Annotated in this window: 21 protein-coding genes; 13 read left to right on the forward strand and 8 right to left on the reverse strand. The window is 36.8% G+C overall.

Annotation, left to right across the window (positions count from 1 at the left end):
- The first annotated feature begins 248 nt into the window (after nucleotides 1–248).
- Nucleotides 249–428: a hypothetical protein gene (locus LDX58_RS12745; RefSeq protein ID WP_227937221.1), complete on the forward strand. Its 180-nt coding sequence runs from the start codon at nucleotides 249–251 to the stop codon at nucleotides 426–428.
- A 544-nt stretch (nucleotides 429–972) separates the two neighbouring features.
- Here the strand turns inward: LDX58_RS12745 and LDX58_RS12750 are convergent.
- Nucleotides 973–1,089, reverse strand: a complete 117-nt coding sequence (locus LDX58_RS12750; RefSeq protein ID WP_227937222.1) for a VanZ family protein — start codon at nucleotides 1,087–1,089, stop codon at nucleotides 973–975.
- Nucleotides 1,090–1,334: 245 nt separating this feature from the next.
- Nucleotides 1,335–2,153 (reverse strand): lipid II flippase Amj family protein, encoded by an 819-nt coding sequence (locus LDX58_RS12755; RefSeq protein ID WP_227937223.1) that lies wholly within the window; start codon nucleotides 2,151–2,153, stop codon nucleotides 1,335–1,337.
- Between the two features lie 516 nt (nucleotides 2,154–2,669).
- Between LDX58_RS12755 and LDX58_RS12760 the strand changes: the two genes are divergently transcribed.
- The 11 genes from LDX58_RS12760 (at nucleotide 2,670) to LDX58_RS12810 (ending at nucleotide 17,375) form a co-directional block, all read left to right on the forward strand.
- A complete protein-coding gene (locus LDX58_RS12760; RefSeq protein ID WP_227937224.1) occupies nucleotides 2,670–5,357 on the forward strand; it encodes a ligand-binding sensor domain-containing protein in 2,688 nt (895 codons plus the stop codon).
- Between the two features lie 378 nt (nucleotides 5,358–5,735).
- On the forward strand, nucleotides 5,736–6,908 hold the full coding sequence (locus LDX58_RS12765; RefSeq protein ID WP_227937225.1) for an NlpC/P60 family protein: 1,173 nt from the start codon (nucleotides 5,736–5,738) through the stop codon (nucleotides 6,906–6,908).
- A gap of 238 nt (nucleotides 6,909–7,146) precedes the next feature.
- Nucleotides 7,147–8,229, forward strand: a complete 1,083-nt coding sequence (locus LDX58_RS12770) for a glycosyltransferase family 4 protein (protein ID WP_227937226.1) — start codon at nucleotides 7,147–7,149, stop codon at nucleotides 8,227–8,229.
- A 227-nt stretch (nucleotides 8,230–8,456) separates the two neighbouring features.
- On the forward strand, nucleotides 8,457–9,569 hold the full coding sequence (locus tag LDX58_RS12775) for a DegT/DnrJ/EryC1/StrS family aminotransferase (RefSeq protein WP_227937227.1): 1,113 nt from the start codon (nucleotides 8,457–8,459) through the stop codon (nucleotides 9,567–9,569).
- Between the two features lie 64 nt (nucleotides 9,570–9,633).
- On the forward strand, nucleotides 9,634–10,392 hold the full coding sequence (locus LDX58_RS12780; RefSeq protein ID WP_227937228.1) for a GumC domain-containing protein: 759 nt from the start codon (nucleotides 9,634–9,636) through the stop codon (nucleotides 10,390–10,392).
- Nucleotides 10,385–11,419: a Gfo/Idh/MocA family protein gene (locus tag LDX58_RS12785; RefSeq protein ID WP_227937229.1), complete on the forward strand. Its 1,035-nt coding sequence runs from the start codon at nucleotides 10,385–10,387 to the stop codon at nucleotides 11,417–11,419. Before LDX58_RS12780 ends, LDX58_RS12785 begins: the two co-directional genes overlap by 8 nt.
- Nucleotides 11,420–11,421: 2 nt before the next feature.
- On the forward strand, nucleotides 11,422–12,735 hold the full coding sequence (locus LDX58_RS12790; RefSeq protein WP_227937230.1) for a nucleotide sugar dehydrogenase: 1,314 nt from the start codon (nucleotides 11,422–11,424) through the stop codon (nucleotides 12,733–12,735).
- Between the two features lie 15 nt (nucleotides 12,736–12,750).
- Nucleotides 12,751–13,488, forward strand: a complete 738-nt coding sequence (locus tag LDX58_RS12795; protein ID WP_227937231.1) for an N-acetyltransferase — start codon at nucleotides 12,751–12,753, stop codon at nucleotides 13,486–13,488.
- The gene (locus tag LDX58_RS12800) at nucleotides 13,485–14,897 is read left to right on the forward strand and encodes a lipopolysaccharide biosynthesis protein (RefSeq protein ID WP_227937232.1); all 1,413 of its coding nucleotides are present in this window, start codon (nucleotides 13,485–13,487) and stop codon (nucleotides 14,895–14,897) included. Before LDX58_RS12795 ends, LDX58_RS12800 begins: the two co-directional genes overlap by 4 nt.
- 19 nt (nucleotides 14,898–14,916) lie before the next feature.
- Nucleotides 14,917–15,969 carry a non-hydrolyzing UDP-N-acetylglucosamine 2-epimerase gene (gene wecB / locus LDX58_RS12805; RefSeq protein ID WP_227937233.1) on the forward strand — a complete coding sequence of 351 codons (1,053 nt, stop codon included), beginning with the start codon at nucleotides 14,917–14,919 and terminating at the stop codon, nucleotides 15,967–15,969.
- Nucleotides 15,970–15,998: 29 nt separating this feature from the next.
- Nucleotides 15,999–17,375 (forward strand): O-antigen polymerase, encoded by a 1,377-nt coding sequence (locus LDX58_RS12810; protein WP_227937234.1) that lies wholly within the window; start codon nucleotides 15,999–16,001, stop codon nucleotides 17,373–17,375.
- 116 nt (nucleotides 17,376–17,491) lie between these two features.
- Here the strand turns inward: LDX58_RS12810 and LDX58_RS12815 are convergent, their stop codons facing one another.
- The 5 genes from LDX58_RS12815 to sda form a co-directional block, all read right to left on the reverse strand.
- Nucleotides 17,492–19,012 (reverse strand): SpoIID/LytB domain-containing protein, encoded by a 1,521-nt coding sequence (locus LDX58_RS12815; RefSeq protein ID WP_227937235.1) that lies wholly within the window; start codon nucleotides 19,010–19,012, stop codon nucleotides 17,492–17,494.
- 2 nt (nucleotides 19,013–19,014) lie between these two features.
- Nucleotides 19,015–19,692, reverse strand: a complete 678-nt coding sequence (locus tag LDX58_RS12820) for an SH3 domain-containing protein (RefSeq protein ID WP_227937236.1) — start codon at nucleotides 19,690–19,692, stop codon at nucleotides 19,015–19,017.
- Nucleotides 19,693–19,853: 161 nt separating this feature from the next.
- Nucleotides 19,854–20,819, reverse strand: coding sequence for an LCP family glycopolymer transferase (locus LDX58_RS12825; RefSeq protein WP_227937237.1), 966 nt, complete (start codon nucleotides 20,817–20,819; stop codon nucleotides 19,854–19,856).
- Between the two features lie 290 nt (nucleotides 20,820–21,109).
- Complete coding sequence (locus LDX58_RS12830; protein ID WP_227937238.1) at nucleotides 21,110–21,511, reverse strand: secondary thiamine-phosphate synthase enzyme YjbQ; 402 nt, start codon at nucleotides 21,509–21,511, stop codon at nucleotides 21,110–21,112.
- A gap of 279 nt (nucleotides 21,512–21,790) precedes the next feature.
- Nucleotides 21,791–21,952, reverse strand: a complete 162-nt coding sequence (gene sda, locus LDX58_RS12835) for a sporulation histidine kinase inhibitor Sda (protein WP_227937239.1) — start codon at nucleotides 21,950–21,952, stop codon at nucleotides 21,791–21,793.
- Between the two features lie 710 nt (nucleotides 21,953–22,662).
- Here sda and LDX58_RS12840 point away from each other — a divergent pair.
- Nucleotides 22,663–23,646, forward strand: a complete 984-nt coding sequence (locus LDX58_RS12840) for a nuclease-related domain-containing protein (protein ID WP_227937240.1) — start codon at nucleotides 22,663–22,665, stop codon at nucleotides 23,644–23,646.
- Between the two features lie 405 nt (nucleotides 23,647–24,051).
- Here LDX58_RS12840 and LDX58_RS12845 read toward each other — a convergent pair whose 3' ends face one another.
- Nucleotides 24,052–24,690: a YigZ family protein gene (locus LDX58_RS12845; protein WP_227937241.1), complete on the reverse strand. Its 639-nt coding sequence runs from the start codon at nucleotides 24,688–24,690 to the stop codon at nucleotides 24,052–24,054.
- Nucleotides 24,691–24,803: the final 113 nt, after the last annotated feature.

Here is a 24,803-nt window from a genome sequence, read left to right on the forward strand (position 1 = left end):
TAAACACAGCAATGATGCTAATAAGGGCAGTAAGAACGTGCATATGTTTCATCCCTTAGTAAATAGTTATCAAACGCATACTTCTTTTTAAACATAGTATGTGCTTATAAAAAGGATATTATTTAAGGTTATTAAAACTAAGAGCTAATAACTTGCACCGTTAGATCAACAAGAAATTTTATTTTGAGTATATAAATGAACGTTAAGAAGATTCTAAGCAAAGGATTCTAAATTAAGGAGAGTTTAGCATGAATATTTTAGATTATGATGACCAAATTAATTTGATAGCTCATTGGCTAAAAACGAATATAGTTGAAATCGTTGAAGGATCGGTAAATAAAGAAATAATTAGATACCAACTAAGAATGGAATTTGACATTCAAAATGAAGAAGTTGTTGATGAAGTTTATAATTCGATAATAAAATAATTAAATAACGGATTCAACTCTGGAACATGCACTTCTTTATATTTTTTTCCAAAAGTAAAAAGACGAGAACATTTACAATGTTCTCGTCTGATTGGTGAAGAACGTTATTTGAAGAAAGCAACAATATTAGTTTTAACCTTTTGATATAGTAAAAAGAGGACTCTTTTCATAAAATGTGGGCTTAATATTCGCTTGGCTAACAGGAGCGGTTCCTTATTCCGCTATTTGCCACAAATTCCTTGTGTGAGGGATGTTTTTGGATCCTCGTTCCGTTATTCGTCTTTTTTAACCCCATTTTCCATTGATTTTTCATGATTAGCGGAACCAGAATCGGTTTCGACTATTTTGGAACAGCTTTTCTACCTTTTAACGGAATGAGAATCCACATGGCTATAACTGCAGGATCTGTCTTATCAATTCCCCAAACCTCTTGTTTGGATTATGGCTCAGTACTCTAATGTCAGGCTGCCATTATTGAAATCTTCTGCTCGTTAATAAAATAAAAAAGGCGCATCCTTGTTAAAAACAACGCTACTCCGTTAGTTTAATAACCTTTTTCTCTTTTTAAATAACTAAAAACCAAAATACCTATAAGTCCACCTAATGAATTTAATATAATATCATCTACATCAAACACACCTAATTGAGTAACGTATTGCACTCTATCGTGTATACGACATTGAAGGCAATAAATTCAATTTAGGTAGCGGTTATTATACAGAAGACAGCAATAGGGTTAATTACATGAAGAACTAATCAGTGTTTTTATTCATGAGTTCACTAATAATAAGTAGGTTAAAGTAGAAACCTCCTATTTCATCTATAGGAGGTTTCTGTTTTCTTATGTTTATTATTTTACAGCTAACAATTCGAAAAGTTGATTTAAAAATCAAAACACGTAACAGTTTACACAATAAACTTCGTAAACCACGCTACATAGTGCGCTCCTGGTATAAACAATACCTGAGCCAGAAGCGTTCCTAATAACCTCGAAGAAATCATCATCAAGGAAATCGCTTTTAAAGAGGCGTAGCTACCTTTCTTGTTTACAACATCATCTGCTAAAACAGAAATTTTAGGATCAACAAAGATAACAAGTAAAATAGTGGCCATTCCATTTATGAGTCCCGAGGCCATAATCGCTGTTGATGCTCTTTCTGGAACTAACAAGGAAGCGTACAACGCAGCGAGGACGCCAATCGTGTAAATGGCTGTTATCACCATATTGATAATAAAGAGTTTAACGGGAATGTCTTTGAATCTTACATCTTTTACAATGTAAGACCAACGCGGCAAATGGAAATGTTTAATAACTCTCTTCATATACGCCCAAGTCAAACCTCTCTTAACTAATAAAGGTACAGAACCTTTTGTTTCTGATAAATGGACAATTGCTCTTGAAAAAAGTGCAATAAAGGTAGGCAGTAAGATGACACCCATAATCGTGCCAACAGTAGAAGCTCCGATAATCACGCGAAACTGACTTTCGACAAATTCTAATGTGTGTGTGTCGGGCGCTGTGTCAATTAAACTCCCAGTAAAAGGTTGTTGCATCATATTTGATAATCTCGATACGAGGACCATTAAATTGAAAAGAGACAAAGCAGAAGCAATTAATTTCATTCGAGCACCAGATATGCGAACCGCATAGGCTAATGTTTCAATACTATGAATGATTAAAATGAATAAAGCGATTAGTAGTACTTTATCGTTAATAAACTCCATTTGATACCTTCTTTATTATTTAATTCAATCATCTTAACACTACAAACCTATTTTTTCCACTAGGTCTTAACAGGTGCAACCTATACGCTATAGTAAGTAAGATGTGAAAGAAATGGAAGGAAGCTAATTAGAAAGCTCCATTAAAATGGATTTTCATCAAATAAGAAAGAAGAAGTCAGCTTAAAAAGTGAGGCCACTGAAAAAGTCGCTTTTAGCAGATTCGAGGAAGCAGCAATGGCTCCACACGTTGCGCGCCAGCTATGAGAAACCCACTCATAGCAGGCTTAAGACAAAGCAACGGTTCCGCTCATTGCTTAAAGACCACTGAAAAAAGGTGAAAACCGTACCTTTTTCAGCGGCCTCTTAAAAAGTCCGGCTTATTTTTTCTTATTTGTAAGAAGTGGGGTAGAATAATAGATAGCAAAACACATGGATTGTTGAGTGAAAATCATAGGAATTTGTAAAATTATAACATATAATGAGAGAGTGAAAAAGATGGAATAGATAGGAGATCTAATGAAAAAAATAGTTTATTCAATACTAGTTCTATGTTTAGTTTTAAGTTACCAAACTTCATCTGCGTTTGCGGAAAAGCTTGTAGAATGGGAGTTTCTTGGTGATAGTGATGATTTTAATGAAATGAAAGTGAGTACATCGAATTTCAGTGGAAGTAATCATACCTTTGAGAATCTAGGCCCACAGGTTCGGACGATTTATCCAATGCGAGGTAAATCTGGGATGACGAAGGATGGAACACCTTTGCTTTATTTAGGGATGCAAGGTGAGACCGCTGTTTTGGTTGTCATCAACTTAAATACAGGAGAAGTTTATGATGAAAAGGTATTAGAAGGTGCGAAGGGTGTCTGGGCTGTTGATATTGCTGATGACCAAACGGTATGGGTTGGGACAACTCCAAACGAATCCCTTTATGCTTATGACCCAAATACAAAACATTTAGTAAACCATGGCAAAATGACAGATCGTGAAAATACGACAATCTGGAATATTGCAGTAGATGATTCGACTAATTCTATTTTTGGCGGGACGTCTTATGGTGGAGATGTATTCAAATACAACCCTAGTTCAGGGGTTCAACATTTAGGGCAAGCTGTCAAAGGTAAAAACTCGGTGAGAAGTGTAGCCATTGATGAGAAAAATCAAATCCTTTTTGCGGGGGTAGGATCTAACGCTTCATTAATAGCTTGGAATTTAAACACTGGAAGTAAGAAAGAAATTTTACCTCAAAACTATCGTAATGAGTCGTTTGTTTATGATTTAAACGTAGAAGGCGGTCTTGTTTTTGCAAAACTCCAAACAAGTAGAAAGATGCTTCTTTTTGACGTGGAAACCCAAGCATTTTTAGGAGAGTTTCCTGCGTTGTCACGTGGTGTTTCAAAAGTATCACCTGACGGAAAGTCGGTCTATTATACGAGTGAAAATAGTATTTATCGCTTTGACCTTGCAACACAAAAAAGTGTGGAATTAGAAAGCAACATTCGTACAAGAAGTGCCGTTTCACTTGATTTTGTTCAGTTAGATAAACCGGGGTTTCCTGGTTATACACTAGTTGGGATTTTGGGTAACGATGGATTATATTTTCAATACAATTTAGAAACAGGAAAACAAACGTTGGAGTGGCTAGATTTACCTGCACAACCTATTGCTATTCACAATGTAACAGAAGGCTTAAATGGGGAAATTATAAGTTCAGGTTTTATCTCAGGTAATCTAGGCATTTATTCTCCTGAAGAAAATGTAACGAGGTATTATTCGCAACAGGGTCAGATGGAAGGTGCCACTCATTTGAATGGAAAATTATACGTAGGAATGTATCCGAAAGGAAATATTTTCGAGTTTGATCCTGCTAACCAAATTGGTGGAAGTCCTAATCTTGCTTTTCAAGAATTGCCAGGTATCAACCTTTCTGCCTATAGGCAAGAACGTCCTGTTGCAATGGTCGGTGTGGATTCCTATAATAAATTATTTATTGGAAGCTATCCGATTGCAGGTGAAAAAGCCGGCGCATTAGCAATTTTTGATCAAGCAACGGGAAAAACGGTTGTTCGTCATCCTTTTATTCAGAACCAAAGTGTCATTTCAATGGTTTATTCTAAAGAGAACAATCGTGTATATGGTGGAACAACTGTTTTTTCACCAGGTTCTACTCAGGCACCTGCTAATTCAACAGCGGTTCTGTTCAGCTTACCTGCTAACAATCCGAATGCGAAACCTGAAATGATCAAATTGCCACTATCTTCGATTCGGATGATTACTGCACTTACTGTTACTGATGATGGTAGAATTTGGGGCATGGCAGATGGTAATCTTATTGTCCATAACCCTCGAAGTAACCGAACTGAGGTTGTGCCAATTGTTCGTCATACTCCTGGTTTCTTTAAAAATGCCACATTGCGAATTGGGAAAGATGGGAACATTTACGGCACGGTAAATCACATGCTTTTTAGAGTTCATAAAGATACGTTAGCTTGGGATATAGTGAGAAATAATCAAGACGCAGATCGACTATCTCAAGATGCACAAGGAAATCTCTATTTTTTAAATGAAACGAATATGATGAAAGCAAACTTTGAAAAAGTAAAAAATTATACGATAAGTGAACAAGACTTTGATATTAAGATACCAAATGTGACTTTGCCTTCTGGACATCGTCATCCAATTGCTCGTTTGTTTGTTCGGACAAATGTTGATTTATTAAAGGAAGAAAATGGTCAATTGATTAAAGTTGGACAATTGGAACCTGGACACTTTTATCGCACATATGGTACAAAAGGAAATTACTATGATGTTGGTGGGAGTCATTATGTCTTCAATGAGCCTGGAAATATCAGTATATTTGTTGGACGATCATTAATTCATAAGGAAACACCTCTTTATACAGAGGATGGTCAAATACATCGTATGCTACAACCAGGTGAAGCAGTACGCGTATACTCATACGATGCGGAGAAATTCCAAGTAGGAGGCGGCTATTACGTAGTAAACGATGAGAAGATTGAATACTTCGTCGGGTACGCTGATATTAAAGAGGATGTACCTATTTTAAATCCGCTTAATGAGGCTGTTGGCAGAGCAACTAAAGGAACGAGGTATCGAGTTAGTTCTTTAGAGCCTGGTTTGATGAAGATTGGAACACGAGACTATATTCGTGATCAACGAGGAAAAGTAGATTATGCGAAAAATTAATATCTTGTAATTGAAGATGATTAAGAACCTCACTTTCTGGGGTTCTTTTTGCATGTAAGAAGAAGTAAGTTTGATTTTTCTTGTTAGCACGTTCTTACCATTAATAATGTAACTAGTAATTTATCGAGAGGTGAAGTTGTAAAATAATGAAGAAATATGAAAGAAGACGTAAGAAAAAACAGCTGTTATGTCAAATTATAAACAAAAAAACAGAGAATTATGTAAAAAAAAGGATGTAATATTACATTCTCGTTACAAAACTACTTATTTTTTAATCTACTGTTAATATTTCTAAGTGAAAAAATCTAGTATACTCGATTTAAGTCAAAAAAGGCGTTTAATTGATAGCGCTATCGGGTATTAGGGGGATTTTAACTTATGAGGAAACTTAGAACGTGGCTCTTAGCACTTGGGATTGCTACAATGAGTGTAGTATCAGTAGAGATTATGACACCAAATCAAGTTCAAGCTCAATCTTTACAAGATAAAATAGTAGTAGATTCACAGAGTTTAGTAGGGACTCCATATGTATATGGCGGAACTACAACAAGAGGTTTTGATTGTTCAGGTTTTTTAAATTATGTTTTTTCAAAGAATGGAATTTCACTACCGCGAACAGCAGCAGCTATTTATGCAGCAGGTGACCCTATAGAGCGTAAGAATCTCCAAAATGGAGATCTGGTATTTTTTCAAACCTATAAGCCAGGAGCGTCGCACGCAGGGATTTACATAGGAAATAATCAGTTTATTCATGCCTCTTCATCTAGAGGGGTTATGGTTAGTTCATTAAATGATTCATATTGGAGCCAACGATACATAGGAAATCGTACGTTTCTTGATCAAACAACGAGAAGTTCTTTACAAGCTGAAGATATGGTAGCTAATGCTGAGCGCCAGGCGCGTTCACTTAAAAACCATTATATGGTAACTAGTATAGATCAAGTTCAGATTTCAAGTGCTTTTGAACAATCTTATAATGTAGCAAAAGATGCAGTAAGTCATTCACAAGCTCTTAACTTAAGTGCTAACCAAGTTAATAAAATTAACGAAGCAGATGAGTTGATTTTAAGAGCAGCACGATTCTTTGATGGAGTGAGAACAGGCGACCAACTTGTTACTGCCCAGAATCAATTACGAGTGTTTATTGATAACGAAGTAATCAACGGTGATATGGAAAAAGCCTATGATTCCCTTTCTTCAGAAATTCGACGCACAGAACGTGCAATTGGACGAGTATATGGTCCAGAACCGCGTCAGTTAGTTGGTGATAAATTTGTATTACCTGCTAAAATTGCTAGAGAAACGGTTATCTGGGAGATGACACGTTATAAATTGTTGAAAGAAATGGATGCTCAATTAGATCGTGGTGAACTAAACCAAATTGAAGATGACTTTGCTTTATTGAATCGTCTAGAACGACGTTCAGTAGAAATAAAAAAAGCAGGGAATGCTTTACACCCAGGTTCGTATCCTGATCTTCCTGAAATGGAAGCTTACCTAAAAGGTTTAAGGGATTCAGTCCAGGAGAAATACGAGACAATCCGCAATTAATGTTAACCGAGAGACCTGATTTATTCAGGTCTCTCTTTACAATTAATTACCTTTAAGAAACAATCATATTGACATCTATGTAACGCATGCTAAATAAGAAAGGTTTCATCCTTTTTTTAATTGAATGGAATTTTACAAAAGAATGTATAAAATGATGATATTTGATAAATTATCATTGCTTTTATCTAGTTATATGATACGATTGATTTTGTTCAAATATGCGTACAAGGGGAACTATATGAGTACACAAACTATTCTTGCTTTTTTTGCTTCATTTATAACAGTGTTACTAGTTACTCCGTTTGTAATGAAGTTAGCTGTTAAAATAGGCGCAACAGATAAACCTAATCATAGAAAAGTCCATGCTAAAGTGATGCCACGATTAGGTGGTTTAGCGATCTTTATAGGTGTTGTTGTTGGTTATTTTGTTGGTGGCTTGCATAATCATCAAATAACCGGAATAACAGTGGGTGGACTAGTTATTATATTAATTGGAATATTAGACGATAAATATGAATTGTCCGCTAAAGTTAAACTGCTAGGTCAATTAGCCGCTGCTGGTGTGGTTGTTGTTAGTGGGTTAACTGTAGAATTTATTCATATCCCTACCGTTGGGGTTGTTGAATTTGGTGTTTGGGCAATTCCGATTACTATTTTTTGGATTGTCGGAATCACAAATGCGATTAATCTTATAGATGGTCTAGATGGTTTAGCTGCCGGAGTATCGGTTATTGTTATTGGTACAATTGCTGTTATGGCTGGTCTGGCTGGCAAAGAAATGATTCTTCTAATAGCCCTTATCTTTATGGGAAGTACGGTTGGATTTTTATTTTTCAACTTTCATCCGGCAAAAATTTTCATGGGTGATACAGGAGCCTTATTTTTAGGATATGGGATTGCTATCTTATCTTTATTAGGACTTTATAAAAGTGTAACGTTATTCAGTTTTGTTGTTCCAATCATTATTCTTGGAGTTCCAATTTTTGATACTACTTATGCCATTATTCGTCGAATTGTAAATAAGAAACCAATCAGTTCACCAGATAAGTCGCATTTGCATCATCGTTTATTAGCAATTGGTTTTTCACATAGAAACACAGTACTTGTTATTTATTCGTTAGGATTTGTTTTTAGTGCGAGTGCCTTACTTTTCTCTCGAACGACCATTTGGGGTACAATCATTTTGTTATTTATTCTCTTGCTCATGGTTGAAGTGATAGCAGAGATGATTGGGTTAATAAACGATCGATACAAGCCTGTGATTTCTTTATTCCGAAGGGTAGTGGGGAATAAACGAAGAGTCCCAGGAAGAGAGCATTAAAAGCTTAATGTATATGCCGTTTGCAGTTTTAATTGCGAACGGCTTTTTTCTAGGATTGATTGTTCGTTCACATAAATATTTAATTTTCAATTGAGTAAGCTATGGTAGAATAAGCTTGAGAATAAATTGTCGACTTTTGCTTCGACAAATCCCTATATTTGTATTATTGTTTAGTTTAGTTAATTAGTAAATATTGTATTAAGCCGATGTATAGAGGAGAATGTGAAATGAATGTACCAATGTTAGATTTAACAGAACAGTATCAAACTCTAAAAGAAGAAATCTTCACAGCGATGGATGATGTGATGTCTTCTTCAAGATTTATCCTTGGAGATAATGTAAAGAAGCTAGAAGCTGACGTTGCTAATTATAGTAATGTAAAGCATGGAATCGGTGTTGCAAGCGGTAGTGATGCCTTGTTACTATCTTTGCATGCAGCTGGAATCGGAGAAAATGATGAGGTTATTACAACCGCTTTTACCTTTTTCGCAACAGTTGGAGCGATTGCTAGATTAAAGGCCAAGCCTGTATTCGTTGATATTGATCCAATTTCATATAATATTGATGCAAATAAGATAGAAGAAGTCATTACATCTAAGACAAAGGCTATTATCCCAGTTCACTTATATGGTCAAGCAGCTGAAATGGATAAAATCCGTGCCATCGCTGACAAGCATAATCTTGTTGTTATAGAAGATGCTGCTCAAGCAATTGGTGCTACATATGATGGGAAAAAAGTGGGCGAATTAGGAGATACAACGTGCTATAGCTTCTTTCCTACTAAAAATTTAGGGGCTTATGGTGATGGTGGAATGATCGTTACCAATTCAGATGATTTAGCTGAAAAATTACGCGTTCTTCGTGTTCACGGAAGTAAGCCAAAGTATTATCATCACGTACTCGGTTATAACAGTCGTTTAGATGAATTGCAAGCTGCTGTTTTAAATGTGAAATTCAAGCACCTTGATAGTTGGTCATTAAAGAGAAGAGAGAAAGCAAGTGTCTATACAGAGTTACTTCAAAATGAGTTAGGCGATAACGTCATTACGCCTAAAGAGTTAGAAAAACGATATCATGTCTTTCATCAATATACGATTAGAACAAACAACAGATCAGAACTTCAAACCTTCTTACAGGAACATGGAGTTGCCTCAATGGTTTATTACCCTAAACCGTTACACGTTCAGCCTGTATTTACTGAGTATGGATACAAAGAAGGCGATTTACCGGAAACAGATAAGGCTGCAAATGAAGTGATTTCATTGCCTATGTTCCCAGAGTTAAAAGAAGATCAACAAATCTATGTGGTTGAAAAGATCAAACAATTTTATACTAAATAATTTTGAATAAAAAGGAGGCAACTCCTTTTTATTGCAAATTCGATAAGATGGTGAATTTAGCAAAATGACAAATGACAAAAAACAGTATGTGTTCTATGAGTATTTAAAGTTTTTCTACCGTAAAAAATGGGTATTGCTGCTGCTTCCTATAATTGGATTAGTGATTGGAACGATGTTTAGCTTATTACAAGAAAGACAATTTGAAGGGGAAGCTTTTGTTTTTATTGGTGGAGTTAACAATCAAACATTTTCTGATGATGCTATAATTGAGGCGAATGAATCGTATCAACAATTTATTCCTGAGGGAGTCAAAGCTGATATTTCAGTAGCACGTACTAATGTGATCTCTTTTAAATTTATAGGTGATGATCCTTCTACTATTGAAAATGGACTTAATGGAATAGCCGGTGCGTTTGAAAGTGATTTATTGGACAAATATAACGAACGCTACTCGATTACTAAGAATTCAATTGAAATTACTTATAAGATAATTAACTCACTTAAGGAATCTCTTCCATTTTACGAGACTGCATTGATTAAAGAAACGCTAACACAGGAGCTGGAAAACAGATATAGAGAGCTTTTGTATATAAAAACTAACGACTTGTATAAATACAACTTACAAATTCGACGAATGGAAACGGACTTAGCTTTCTTTGAAGAACCTCAATTTCTGAGCACAACAACAGTTAAAAAAGAACCTAGTTATTTGAAGTCTAATTTACTTGTAGGAGCTCTACTTGGTTTTGTTTTATCTGTAATTGTTCTAATGTTGTGGAAGTATATCTTTGATGCACGGAAGGATGAAGCTGCAAATGATTAATTTTGCGATTGTTGGAATGGGACATATTTCTAAAAAACACATTGAAGCAATATCTAATATAAAAGAGGCCAACTTAGTAGCTGTTTGCGATGCAAACGAAGAAAGACTCGCTGAATATGAAGGCACGTATAAAGCCTATTCTGATCTTGAATTGATGTTAACAGAAGAACCAACTATTGATGTAGTCAATATATGTGTGCCGTCTGGATTACACGCAAGATTAACAAAGATTGTTGCGTCCTTTAAGAAGCATGTTATTGTTGAAAAGCCGATGGCATTAACTGTAGCGGATGCTGAAGAGATGATTAAAGTTACGAATGAAAATAAGGTAAAATTGGCTGTTGTACACCCTAATCGTTTTAGACCAGCTATTCAAGCGCTAAGAGAAAAAGTAAAAAATGAGGCATTTGGTACGTTAAGCCATGCGAATGCAACGGTTCGTTGGAATCGGAATCAAGCGTATTATGACCAAGCTGACTGGCGTGGATCGAAAGAGTTTGATGGTGGCGTTTTAATGAATCAGGCCATTCACAACTTAGACTTACTTATTTGGATGATGGGACCTGTGAAGTCTGTGCAAGCAATGGCGAAAACAAGGTTAAGAGCGATTGAGGCGGAAGACTTAGCATCGGCAGTCATTGAATTTGAGAACGGCGCACTTGGTATTATTGAAGCTGCTACTACGATTTACCCAAAAAATTTAGAAGAATCATTAGCGGTCTTTGGTGAAAGAGGAAGTGCAATCATCTCAGGTGTTACGGCTAATCACATTGAAACGTGGAATTTTGAAAACGGCAGTGATGAAGAAACGGAGCAATTAAAAGAAACAATCAAATCTGATCCGTTTGGAAAACCAGGTCACCAATGGATCATTGAGGATATGGTAGATGCCGTAAAAGAAGGAAGAGATCCTATTGTAACTGGAGAAGATGGTTTAGCTCCTGTTCGTTTGATCACGAAGATTCTTGAATCAGCTGAAAAAGGTCAGCGTTTAGACATGTTTGAAGTTAAGGAAGGAGTACGTTAAGTATGGCAGTATTTGAACGATTATTAGAAAAAATAAATAACAAAGAAGCAGTTATTGGGGTAGTCGGCTTAGGATATGTAGGTCTTCCTTTAGCGGTTGAGAAAGCAAAATCTGGATACAAGGTTATTGGTTTTGATGTTCAAGACTCAAGGGTGAAACAAGTTAATGATGGAATTAACTATATCGGTGATGTTATTAATGAGGAACTTTCTGAAATTGTCAAATCTGGTCAACTTGAAGCAACAACAGATTATGCTCGAATTACAGAAGTGGATGCGGTCGCTATTTGTGTACCGACTCCTTTAGACATTTATCAGCAACCGGATACGTCTTATGTTGAGAGCTCTGCTAAAGAAATCGCAAAGTATGCCCATGAAGGGATGCTTGTCGTTCTAGAGTCGACTACTTATCCAGGAACGACTGAAGAAATTGTTAAACCAGCTTTAGAAGACCGAGGCTTTGTAACAGGTGAGACAATCTTCATTGCGTACTCTCCAGAACGTGTCGATCCTGGTAATAAAGATTTTAATACGAAGAACACGCCTAAGGTTGTTGGTGGAATAACAGAAACATGTACAAAAGTTGCTGCAGCTCTTTACCGCCATGTTCTTGAAGGAGAAGTTCATGAAGTTTCCTCTCCGGCCGTTGCAGAAATGGAGAAGATTTTTGAAAACACATTCCGTCATATTAACATTGCCTTAGCTAATGAAATGGCAGTTTTGTGTGAGAGAATGGGAATTGATGTGTGGGAAGTAATTGACGCTGCGAAAACAAAACCGTATGGCTTCATGGCCTTTTATCCAGGACCAGGTCTTGGTGGGCACTGTATCCCGATTGATCCTTTTTATTTAACTTGGAAAGCACGTGAATATAATTACCACACGAGGCTCATTGAATTAGCTGGTGAGATTAATAATGCGATGCCTGAATTTGTGGTCGATCGTTCAATGAAGATTTTGAATGAGGATGCTAAGGCACTAAATGGAGCTAACATTGTTATTTTAGGCGTAGCTTATAAGCGAGATATCGATGATGTAAGAGAGTCGCCTGTACTTGATATTATTTCTCAAATGAAAAAGGCTGGAGCAAACATAACAGTTATTGACTCTTTTGTTCCAAGTTTCAAAATAGGTGGGGAGATCCTTGAGACTGTTGGCTTAGACCAAGCCATTTTAGAAAATGCTGATTTAGTTTTAATTACAACTGATCATACAACAGTAGATTACCAGTTCGTTGCTAATCACAGTAAAGTCATTTTTGATACGCGTAATACACTAAAAGGAATCGAGAAACCGAATAAGTATATCAAGCTATAAATTGGGGGAACTAAAATGAATAGCATTGATCCTACTGCTCAGTTGGACTCTACTGTTAAAGTGGGGCACTTTACTGTCATTGAAAAGGATGTAAAAATAGCCGCTAATGTCATGGTGGGGAATCGTGTGACGATTTATGAGGGAACCATTATTGGAGAAGGAACAACAATAGCTGATGGTGCTGTTCTTGGGAAGCCTCCAAAACCAGCAAAAACAAGTACAGTAAAAATGAATCATGACCTTAAGCCATTAACTATTGGTAAAGAGACAACGTTTGGCGCAAATTGCGTTGTTTATCGAGGTAGTCAAATTGGAGATTCTTGTTTAATCGCTGATTTAGCAAGTATTCGAGAGAATGTTGAAATTGCTGATTTAGTTGTAGTCGGTCAAAATGTTGTAGTGGAAAATTTCGTAAAGATTGGACAACGTACAAAGATTCAATCCAATAGTTATATTACGGCTTATTCCACGTTAGAAGATCATGTCTTTATTGCGCCTTGCGTCACAACGACCAATGATAATTTCATGGGAAGAACGGAAGAGCGATTTGATCAGATTAAAGGGGCGACGATTAAGAAAGGTGCTCGTGTCGGTGGGGCATCGATTCTTTTGCCAGGTGTTACGATTGCTGAGGAAACGTTTATCGCAGCTGGAGCTCTCATTACAAAGAATACAACACCTAAGACAGTGGTGAAAGGTTTCCCTGCAAAAGTGTTAAGAGACGTACCTGAACGTGAGTTGTTAGACCAGTGATTAGTCAGTTGAAACGATTAGGAGGGGATTCCCTCCTTTATGCATTAATGAATGTAGGTACGAAGCTTATTGCTTTTTTAATGTTACCTATTTATACTTCCTACTTAAGTCCGGATGAAATGGGGGCTCTCGAAAATATCGATGCCCTTTTTGCAATGCTTACATTTGTTGTCATCTTTGGCACGGATTCGGCTTTAGCCTTTTTTTATTATGATACCGAGGATGAGAAGAAGAAAAAAGATTTTTTTAGAAATGTCATGATGTTCCGTTTGCTAGTGGCTGCGTCCCTTTTTGTGTTTACTGTGTTTTTGGGAGACATCATTGCCAATCTTCTTCTTGGTGGACCGGAATATAAATATTTACTTTATTTCGCCATGGTCGTGTTGCTTTTTGAGTCAATGGTTACGTTAATTCTTACTTATTTCCGTTTCAATTTTAAAGTAAGTAAGGTTGTTATTTTTACGGTTGTTCGTTTGGGACTAATTGCATTGCTGTCTTATTTACTATTACGCTTTTTTATGCCAACAGTTGATTCCATTTTATATAGCCGGATCGCTGCAACCATTCTTATCGTTTTATTTCTTGGAAGTCAGGTAAGACGATTTTTCACATTTAGAATCAATAAAGTAGTATTAAAGGAGATGCTCGTATACGCAGCACCGCTCGTACCTGCTTCGATTGCTTTTTGGGTGATCGCTTCATCCAATCGCTTTTTTTTAAGTTACTTTGAATCACTATCAAGTGTGGGTGTGTATGGAGTTGCCGTGAAATTTGCAACGGTGATTACCTTAGTTACATCAGGGGTACAAATGGCCTGGAGACCATATTCCATGTCGATAAAAAATAAGCCGGATGCGAAAGACCTTTTTGCGAAGTTCTATATTATGATTATGCTAGTTGGAGTCATTGGATTGCTTGGAGTGGCGACACTCATTCCGTATGTATTTTCGTTTATGATTCCAAATGAAATTTATGCCGAGGCAACAAAATATATAGCCTTATTAAGTGCGGGGACGTTCTTGAACTTCTATTATTTGATTATTTCAGTCGGATTATTCATTGAAAAGAAAACAAGTGTGATCTCCATCTACTTTGGAATAGCAGCTTTACTCAGTCTTCTATTAAACGTATTGCTAATTCCAACTATGTCTTTACTCGGGGCCGCTTTAGCCATCGTGCTTTCTTATTTAACGGCAACGTTATTAATTTACAATCGAAGTCAACGTGTTTATAAAGTACCTGTTAATGGTTTTAAGCTCTCGTATATCTTTTTTAATGGCTTTCTTGCCATGCTTGCGATTGTGTATATCCATGAGTTTACTGACTTTTCCTTTATTTATGTATTTATTCCTTGGTTGTATTTCATACTAAGTTTAGTAGTAATTCGTATTTGGAGAGATGTAAGATAAGTTGAATGGAGGGGCTAGAATGAAGGTTGTAACAGTATTAGGTGCAAGACCGCAATTTATTAAAGCAGCACCTGTTTCAAGAGAATTGCGTAAGACTCATGATGAAATTATTATTCACACAGGACAACATTATGATGCAAATATGTCTGATATTTTTTTCGAAGAATTGCATATCCCCAAGCCCGATTATCACCTAGGAGTTGGGTCTAGTAGTCACGGGAAACAAACCGGGGAAATGCTTATTCAAATAGAAGAAATTTTATTAAAAGAAAAGCCTGATTTCTTGCTTGTATATGGGGATACGAACTCAACATTAGCAGGCGCTCTAGCAGCAGCAAAGCTTCATATTCCTGTTTTGCATATTGAGGCAGGATTAAGAAGCTTTAATAAAAAAATGCCGGAGGAAGTGAATCGTATTCTGACGGACCATGTTTCTGCTTTCTTATTCTGCCCTACTGATACAGCAGTGAAGAATTTAAAAGAGGAGAATATAACTAACGGTGTCCATAACGTTGGCGATGTCATGTATGACGCAGTTCTTTATAACATGAAGTTGAATCAAAATAATACCTTATTAGAAAAGCATGATTTGACTAAGGGTGCTTATTATTTGATTACGGTTCATAGAGCTGAAAATACCGATGATGAAAACCGTATGCATGCCATTCTTGAATCATTCAAACAAGTAGAGGGAACGAAGGTTTGGCCGATTCATCCAAGAACGAAAAATAAATTATCTGCAATGGGCATTGATTTAGCTGAAATTCCAGGTTTGCAAGTTATTGACCCGGTTGGCTATTTAGATATGTTAACCTTAGAAAAAAACGCTAAAAAAATAATGACTGACTCAGGTGGCGTACAAAAAGAAGCTTACTTTATGAAGGTTCCATGTGTTACGTTACGAGACGAAACAGAGTGGGTTGAAACATTAGAAGGAGAAGCGAACATTCTTGTTGGAGCAGACACTAAGAAAATCGTCGAAGCTGTAAACAAAGAATTGTCTCCGAATTATAAAGATTTATTTGGTGACGGCCGTGCAGCAGAGAAGATCGTTGCCTTTTTGCAAAAGTAATGGCAAAGGTAAGGTAAAGGAGCATAGAAATGTATTATATTTCAATCTGGTGTATCGCGCTTATAGTTTCTATTGTCCTTTTTCAAAAAGCATCTGGTAGCTTATCACTAGTTAAACCGAATGTCATATCAATAACGTTTTATTATTCTCTTTTAATCACATCATTTATCGGAACACTTCTCATAGCACTAGGGGTGGACCAGCATTATATGATTGACCGGTTGCGAGATGAAAGTGTTCGTCATACAGGCTTTTGGTTGATCGTGCTAGTAATGGTATTAATGCCAACCGTCATGGTGATTGTTTCCGGGTTATCTCGGTTTGAAAGTGAAGTAGAACTTACTGGTTATTTGGAGAAAAAGGTGGCACTCGAAGACAATAAAATGATTTTTTTTCTATTCTCCATCTTAGCGGCGATCGGTGTCTTTGCTGTTGCCTATACGTACTTAAACTTGAGGCAAATCCCCCTTTTAGGTTTGGTTACAGGTGCCAGTAGTCATGAATTAGCACAGATGAGAATTGAGGCTAGTAGAGATTTCGGAGGAAACATTTACATTCGCAATATATTTGCCTTACAGTTAGTGCCCCTCCTCTCTTTAATTGCTTTTGTTTATGGAACAGTGTCCAAACAAGTAAAATGGAGATTGTGGTTCATTATATTGCTAGGTGCATCTATTCTCATTAGTCTCTATGATTTAGCGAAAGCACCTATTTTCTTTTATTTTCTGATGTTGCTCCTGACAAGTATTTATATTGGACAGGTGAAACTTAATCTAAGAAAAATAACTGTCCTTGCTCTTGGAGGTGTCACAGGTCTTATTGTGATGTATGTCTTTATTCAAGATGTCACGTCGCTAAATCAATTTTTATCCTATAATACGGGACCATTAGGAAGACTTATTTTGGCACAAATTTCTCCGTTTTTTTTACATCTTGATCTCTTTGGAAACTATGTGCCATATCTAGGTGGAAAAAGCTTGCCTTCGAGTTTTCTCGCTTTATATGATTTAGAACACATCCGTTCTGCTCGCTTAACATTGGAGTATTATTTTCCAGACCGAGTTGAGGATGGCACGGGTGGAGTGTTAAATACCATTTATATTGCAGAGGCCTATGCAAACTTTGGTTATTTGGGTGTGGTAGCCGGTACCATTTATATTGGTTTGTTTTTGCAAGGGCTTTATATCATCTTTTTACGATTAAAAAAGCATCCTATTCTTATTGGTTTGTTTGTTTATTTCACGATTAATATACCACGAACAATTGTTGGAGGTTTCGCTGATTTCCTATATAATCCAATATGGATTGCTGCAACGGTTTTAACAGCAGGTATTTTGATTTTCTACCGCTTTTATTCAGATGCGAGTCAGCGCTGGCCGGTTTTAAAGTTAAAAAGGAAATTGTAGCAGAAAACCTCTTTAAGTGAAGTTATAAATTAAAAGAGAATACGAGAAAACAAAAAAACGCTCACTTTGAGCGTTTTTTTTGTTTAAGAATAAATTCTATTATGTGGGAAAAGACTTTAATAAGTTTCAATTTTTGTACCAGGGTAGTAATGAGTGATAATTTGTTCTGCTGTTCTTCCATTTTCAGCTAAACCTTTTGCCCCATGTTGACTCATACCAATTCGATGTCCAAACCCTTTTCCGTTTAATTGCACAGACGTGGGTAGAGCTTCAAGAGAAGTTGTACCGTTTGTGGTTTGAACTTGGACAGTACTATCTGGAACGGTCGTTATTGTTGTAGCAGTTTGAACCCTCTGACCTGTAATACTAAATTGCTGCTGATCAGCACTCGCTGTTTTTACCGTGAACGGATAAACGATATCAAACCAGTTTGAGCGTAGGAATGTATAACCTTGGCCAGAGACAGGAATTAGTTGTCTAATTTGAAGTTCATTCCCCGAAATCGTTTTATCTCCTGCAGACGTCATAAGAGTAATCGCACGTACTTCTCCATTGGCACCCGTTTTTGATAATTGAATATCATGAAGAGTATCTGAAGAGTTAAATCCAAAACTGTTTAATAGCATTTTTGAAGGAAAGGACTCCGACCAGTTACTATTTGCTGAGTTCTCAAATGGATCATCCACACTTACTAAGTAAGGAAAGTTTGCTTGGTTTGAATTCCATACATCACCAATATTGGCTGTTCTCCCACCACTAGCAGAATAGAAGAAAGTTTGAATTGGCTTTCCATTATAAGTTACAATTTTCCCACTCGTCTTTTCAACAGCTTCATTAGTATCGGGGTGCTCTCTAGTAAACCCTTTATATACTTGACTGGAAGTTGTGTTTGAAAGACTCATAGAATTCAAGGCGAAACTTCGTGCAGAAATCGCTTGAGCCTTTAAAGCTTCCATGTGCCAAGATGCAGGCATTTCTGCTGCTACAACACCTTTTAAGTAATTTTCGATATTTAGTCGATTAATGAGAGAAACCGTTGAGGATGATGGGTTTATTTCCATGCTTCCTCTATATTTATTGCTGTTTACAGACGTAAGAGAAAGGGTAGGTGTATCTTTAGGCGCAAAGGTTGTTTGTGCAGGGACCCAACCCTTTTGACCTTTACTATCCATAACGTTAAACCAAGTTTCTCCTTGACCGTTTACGAAACTAGATAAATAGATTACAGCTTCTCCTGGATAGAAAGAAGTAACGACGGCATAATTAGCTTGTGCGCCTTTACGCATTTGGGTTTCTCTACTAAAAGTACTTACCTTTGCTGGTCCTACGACTTCCTGTAATGTAAATCCATTTACTGATGTATAGGATTGTCCATGACTACTGAGCACGACATTTTGGCCATTACGAGTGCTAGTTAAGGAGATCCCTGGATTTAAATAAGTTCTTTCATTTGTAGATTTATTTCGTAATTCGTAGATTCCTTCTATACTAAAGGTAATGGTTGGACCACTTACGATTGAAACAGATACAGGTTTATTATAAGTAGCTGCTGATAGAGTTTGTGCAGCCGTACTTACCGGGTCCCAAAGGATCATTGATATCATAATGAAAAGAAATGAAAGTAATTTTTTCTTCATTACTAACGTACCTCTGCGTGTGTAGAAATAACCCAGCCTCTATTTCCGCGGGATGTTTCTACATTATACCAAAGCTCACCGTTGTTATTTGTGAAACTACCAATGTATTTAAGCGTTGTTCCTCTTGAAACGGACTCAACAGAAGCATAATCCGTTGTAGCTCCTCTTCTTACGACAGTATTTGTGGTTGTTACAGCTTGAGTTGGAACGGTTACTTGACTTAATGAGACATCTCCACTGTGAATCCAACCATTTAAGTTTGAGCTAACATTAACTCGATACCAAGTATCGTTTGAACTTGACGTATGTGTATCTATAACATTGAGTGAATCCCCTTGAACTCTTGTAGCTACAACTCTATAATTACGGGTTGCACCAGAATGGATGGTAGCACTTGGTTTGTTAACAAAAACTTGACTAGGTAATGAAGGAGCTGGAGTAACAGGGTTTCCTGATTCTAATGCTTGACGAAGAGAATTAATTTCGTCTTGTTGTTTCTTAATAGTAGATTCTAGCTGGTTTACTTTATCTTTTACTGGATTTAACTGGGACTGCACCCATTCAACGCTTGCTAAGACGACGTTACTAGAAGCATCAGACTTTGTTGGTACTGAAAGGGCAACAAAAAATAACACACTTAAAACCGACAATGTAATAATGAAACGCTTTGTAAAAATCATGTATAAAAACCTCCATTTTTGTAGATCTATATGATATTATATCAAACCATAGATTAGTAGAGAATGAAACAATTATGGGAATATTGATGCCTGTTAGTTAAATAACAAAAAAAGATGATTTAACTAGCAATCAGACTAGGTTAAATCATCTTAGTAAAACATTATTCTAAACCTAAATGTTCCCTCAATGTAGTTGAGATTTCTTCTCTCGATTCCTCGCTTATTTGGTAATAGTAAGCTCCACCTATTGTAGAGTTACTTCCTTTTAAATTAATGGTCTCTATCTTATTAAGTGAAGAAGCATAAGAATGAAGAGCAACCATATTTCCAAAAGATATATTTGTGAACATATATTCTTCTATACTCTCTAGTACATCTCCATATTTAGATATAGAGGAAAAAGATGAACCTTTTTCGATAAGAGCTTGTATAACTTGCTGCTGTCTCATTCCTCGGCCAATATCTCCAAGTGGATCCTTCTTACGCATTCTTACATAAGCTAAAGCTTCTTCACCATCAAGTGTTTGTAATCCTTCATTAATCGTGATCGTGTTATGAACTCCAGCACTATTTTGTTCAGAGAACGTAAAAGGTACTTCGACATCGACTCCTCCAAATGAATCAATGATTTCCATAAAGGCTTCAAAGTTTAGTGTTACATAATAATCAACCGGTATATTTAGAAATTCTTCTACTGTCTCGATCGTCAAATCCAAGCCACCAAAAGCATGTGCATGATTAATTTTATCAGGATTTTGTCTTCCTGGAATATCGACCCGTGAGTCTCGTGGGATACTTAAGATCTTAATGCTTGAATCTGTACGATTAAACGTTGCAAGGAGCATCGCATCTGTACGACCTCTAAGGTCACTATCTCTTGAATCGACACCTAGGAACATAATAGAGATGTTATCTTTACTTGGACTAACAGCAATTTCACGTTTTTCTGATTTATCACCGCGCTCTAGCTCAAGTTGTGTATTTGCCGTTACATTAGAAATTTTATAAATTAAATAACCGGCTCCTCCGCCAAATGCGAGGAGAGTAATGAAGCCGAGTAATAAGAACATTCGTAGTATACCCTTTTTCCCTCTTCTTTTTCTTCGTTTAACTCTAGATTGAGCCATTATCAAACCTCACTTTAACTGATAGTATTTATAGTTACTTTTTATAATAGGACAAGCTTTAGACATTTTTCAACATTATGCTCTATTTTATCGAAAAAAATAAGATTAGTAAATAAGAAGATTAATGGTAGGTGGTTAATATTATGGAAGAAAGACGTTCTTTAAATTAAAAGAGGATAAAAGGGGGAATCCCGTTTATCCTCTTTTTCAAAGACTAATCTACTAGAACTAAAATCAGTTAAGTATTAATTATAAGATGGTGTGCGTGGAGAGTGTTATCCCCTCACCCTCTATCCGGTTATGACTTTGACAGTAAATTTTCGGCTTCGTGGTCCATCGAATTCACAAAAGTAAACCCCTTGCCATGTGCCAAGCACTAGGCGACCGTTTGAAATAATCAGCGTTTGTGCATGGCCAACTGTGCTCGTTTTCAAGTGCGCAGCTGTATTGCCTTCCATATGAAGGTCTCTCGGATGCTCCCAAGGATAGACTTCATCCAAACGTCTGAGAAAGTCGGTTTTTACGTCAGGATCTGCGTTTTCATTAACCGTAATACCCGCAGTAGTGTGGAGAGAGGATACGACTACAATCCCATTATCAATGTTATTTTGTTGAAGCCAATCTTCAATTGTTGCAGTAATATCAATCATTTGGTCTCGTGTATCTGTTTTAAGATGGAATGTTTGTTCCAAATTCATTCATCCTTTCTGATTTAATTGGTTAAGATTTAGAAGGATAGTGATAAAGTAGGAAGCTTAAGCCAAGCTCAACTGAAAGATGCTGTATGTTTATCATGTGGGAATTTAATGAAAATCTTTAATAACATCGGAATCATATTAGATTCTTTTCAAGGGGGCGAGAAAACTAGAATTATTTTGAGGTGAAATTAAGTAGAAGACTTTCTAACAAAAAGTTGAAGTTTTTCAATAATTGGTTGATCAAAAAGAGAAAAGTAAAAAGAGAATCATCACTTAAGTCGACCAAATAAAATCTTCAGGTTTGGGATTTTTGTTAATAAGACCTCTTGCATCTATTTCTTCTTTTAAGATAGAGATGAAGTCTATCTCTAAATTATTTCTAACTGCCTCATAATAAGCTTCTAACAAGGAACGATCATCTAAATCGTTAAACATATTAAGCCTCTTTCTAAAATTCGAAATTATCCGTATATTAAAGCATAAAACTAATGATAATCTAAATTATAAACGTTTTAAAGTACTTAAATTAAAAAGATTATCAAAATTTCATTACATTTAAACATTTACTCCTTTTTAAAAATAATCAAAAAAGCCCTCCACTCCATCATGTGGGGGCTGGCAAACATGGTTATGGTTTACTAAGGGAGGATATCAAACCATGTTTAATTGTATTATGATTTAAATTTAAGAGTCTTATACAGAAAATATTAATTTATGGAAGCGTTTGCAAAGTCAGGTGTAAATAATATAATATAAATGTAATAGTTGTGTAAATTTTCTAACAAATTAGCATCGGCATACATTTTTTGTTGTATAATAAAAATTGAGGTGATAAATATGTCATATGAAACAGCTTTAAGTCAAATGATCGCGCAAACTGAAAAAAGACTTAACCGTAAACTACAGGTCGAGGAAATTACAATCCTAAGAAATGCGTTGGAAAAGTCACTGTGCAGAATTAATGAAGCTGTGTAATCGATGTATTAAACTTTATTCTTCATTAAAACTTTTCTTTTATTAAGAGCAACATTTCATGCTGTTACTTTCTAACCATAAAAAAGTGGATGCAGCCTCATGCGTGATGCCTGTTTTTGGTATCGGGAGGCTTTTTATCGTTTTTGGGAACTTCTAAAAGGAGTGGTGTGATGATTATTAAAAAACATGAAAAGACTTTAGCTATTGAAAAATTACAAGCACTTCTCAGAAGATTGCCAACTAACCATCCGAGATTGTCCGATGTTGAGGATGACCTTGCAAGAAGACTTGCCGGTGTAAGTGGTGAGAATTCAATTGATTACCCTTTGAGCTTTCTGCCATCAGAGAATCACTTGATTTTCCACGGTCTACGACTTTCCCATGCACCTCATTTTTTTCAAATGGATACAGTGATTGTAACAAGGAAATTCCTGTTAGTCATCGAAGTAAAAAATATTTCAGGAATGCTTTATTTTGATCAAGACTTGCACCAACTGATTCGAACAAGAAAAGATGGAGTGCGAGAAATTTTACCTGATCCGATCCTTCAAGTGAAACGCCAACAATTTTTGTTTGAAGGTTGGTTAGTAAGAAATCATTTTCATGATATTCCTGTCCGTCCGTTTGTCCTAATAAGCAATCCTCTGACCTCGATATCCTCTAATTTAGAACCCAGTTTGCTCTCTCAAATCGTCATACATCGAGATGCTTTACCAGATAAGGTGACCCGTTTAAGTGAAGAGTTCTTTGAAAAAGAACTTTCTCCTCCAGACCTAAAAAGAATGATCATGTTGCTGCAAAAGCAGCATACTCCTCTAGATCCAGCTATATTAACAAAACATAAACTCTCTTCTGGGGAGCTCAAAGCAGGCGTGATTTGCCCAGCTTGTTCATACTCACCGTTGCCACGAGTCTATGGGTCCTGGCATTGCCCTAGGTGCTCGGTAAAGTATAAGGATGCCCATGTTGCAGCTTTAAGAGATTATGCTTTGTTAATTGGAACAAGTATTACAAATCGTGAAGCGCGAAACTTCCTCAAAGTTGAATCAGACGACCTTGTTAAAAGAATCCTAAACAGCATCGGAAGGAAATATGAAGGCGCAACTAAGGGACGAGTTTATGATCTCTCACATTTTAGAAGAGGCGGTGAGTAGACTAAGGTTGCCGGAATCGGAGTAGAAGTTGCTGGAAAAGCGAACTAAGTTGCCGGAATCGGAGCGGAAGTTGCCGGAAAAGAGCTGAGTTGCTGGAAAAGAGCTCAAAGTTGCTGAAAAGTAGCATGAAGTTGCTGAAAAAGCGAACTAAGTTGCCGGAATCGGAGCGGAAGTTGCCGGAAAAGAGCTGAGTTGCTGAAAAAGAGCTCAAAGTTGCTGAAAAGCAGCATGAAGTTGCTGGAAAAGCGAACTAAGTTGCCGGAATCAGGCCAGAAGTTGCCGGAAAAGAGCCGAGTTGCTGAAAAAGAGCTCAAAGTTGCTGAAAAGCAGCATGAAGTTGCCAGAAAAGAGCTCAAAGTTGCCGAAATGCAACATGAAGCTCCCGGATTCACTTTCACCATCCTCCTACTCCACATCTTCCTCCAAATAAGTCTCATCACCGCGCTTCAACACAGCTTGGCCGTTCGTCACATTCGTCATCCATTTTTCAAAGACTTCAACCTCACCGACCGCCACATAGGCTTGAACATCAACCATTTCTAAATACTCGATCCCTTTTAATGTATATGAGGACTCTCGCAATGCGTACTCCACCTTGCCGAGCCAGTGGTAATCAATTTCAGTATGTACAATGATCATAAGTGAGCGCCGTACGACACCAACGGCATTAAGGCCCTCGCTCACAGCACCACCATAAGCGCGAATTAAGCCGCCAGCTCCTAGCTTGATGCCGCCGAAGTAGCGAGTCACGACGACAACGGTGTCCTTTAAACCGCGCTTTTTTAATACTTCTAACATTGGGACGCCCGCTGTGCCGCTTGGCTCGCCGTCGTCGTTTGCTTTTTGGATTTCATCTCGTTCTCCAATTAAGTAGGCGGAGCAATTGTGGGCAGCGTTCCAATGTTCTTTTTTCACTTTCTCGATAAAAGCCTGTGCGGCTTCCTCTGTTTCGACTCGATCAAAAAAAGCAATAAATCGAGATTTTTGAATGACGATTTCGTGTTCTCCACGTCCTTTTACGGTTTCATATGCTGCAAAGGTCATCCCCTCACTCCCCTTCATTTTTCACAGTTTTACAAATGTAAGACATGTTTATGTAATAAAGCTATGGTACGATATATTCTGAGGAAGAATAACGAATCTTCAATTAAATTGCT

It is taken from the genome of Alkalihalobacillus deserti, assembly GCF_020734105.1.
Lineage (GTDB): Bacteria > Bacillota > Bacilli > Bacillales > Bacillaceae_D > Halalkalibacter > Halalkalibacter deserti.

Bases quoted from the DNA above. Each gene is read 5' to 3' on its own strand.
- LDX58_RS12745 (WP_227937221.1), top strand. From the start codon at position 249: ATGAATATTTTAGATTATGATGACCAAATTAATTTGATAGCTCATTGG.
- LDX58_RS12755 (WP_227937223.1), bottom strand. From the start codon at position 2,153: ATGGAGTTTATTAACGATAAAGTACTACTAATCGCTTTATTCATTTTA.
- LDX58_RS12760 (WP_227937224.1), top strand. From the start codon at position 2,670: ATGAAAAAAATAGTTTATTCAATACTAGTTCTATGTTTAGTTTTAAGT.
- LDX58_RS12765 (WP_227937225.1), top strand. From the start codon at position 5,736: ATGAGGAAACTTAGAACGTGGCTCTTAGCACTTGGGATTGCTACAATG.
- LDX58_RS12770 (WP_227937226.1), top strand. From the start codon at position 7,147: ATGAGTACACAAACTATTCTTGCTTTTTTTGCTTCATTTATAACAGTG.
- LDX58_RS12775 (WP_227937227.1), top strand. From the start codon at position 8,457: ATGAATGTACCAATGTTAGATTTAACAGAACAGTATCAAACTCTAAAA.
- LDX58_RS12780 (WP_227937228.1), top strand. From the start codon at position 9,634: ATGACAAATGACAAAAAACAGTATGTGTTCTATGAGTATTTAAAGTTT.
- LDX58_RS12785 (WP_227937229.1), top strand. From the start codon at position 10,385: ATGATTAATTTTGCGATTGTTGGAATGGGACATATTTCTAAAAAACAC.
- LDX58_RS12790 (WP_227937230.1), top strand. From the start codon at position 11,422: ATGGCAGTATTTGAACGATTATTAGAAAAAATAAATAACAAAGAAGCA.
- LDX58_RS12795 (WP_227937231.1), top strand. From the start codon at position 12,751: ATGAATAGCATTGATCCTACTGCTCAGTTGGACTCTACTGTTAAAGTG.
- wecB (WP_227937233.1), top strand. From the start codon at position 14,917: ATGAAGGTTGTAACAGTATTAGGTGCAAGACCGCAATTTATTAAAGCA.
- LDX58_RS12810 (WP_227937234.1), top strand. From the start codon at position 15,999: ATGTATTATATTTCAATCTGGTGTATCGCGCTTATAGTTTCTATTGTC.
- LDX58_RS12815 (WP_227937235.1), bottom strand. From the start codon at position 19,012: ATGAAGAAAAAATTACTTTCATTTCTTTTCATTATGATATCAATGATC.
- LDX58_RS12820 (WP_227937236.1), bottom strand. From the start codon at position 19,692: ATGATTTTTACAAAGCGTTTCATTATTACATTGTCGGTTTTAAGTGTG.
- LDX58_RS12825 (WP_227937237.1), bottom strand. From the start codon at position 20,819: ATGGCTCAATCTAGAGTTAAACGAAGAAAAAGAAGAGGGAAAAAGGGT.
- sda (WP_227937239.1), bottom strand. From the start codon at position 21,952: ATGTTTAACGATTTAGATGATCGTTCCTTGTTAGAAGCTTATTATGAG.
- LDX58_RS12840 (WP_227937240.1), top strand. From the start codon at position 22,663: ATGATTATTAAAAAACATGAAAAGACTTTAGCTATTGAAAAATTACAA.
- LDX58_RS12845 (WP_227937241.1), bottom strand. From the start codon at position 24,690: ATGACCTTTGCAGCATATGAAACCGTAAAAGGACGTGGAGAACACGAA.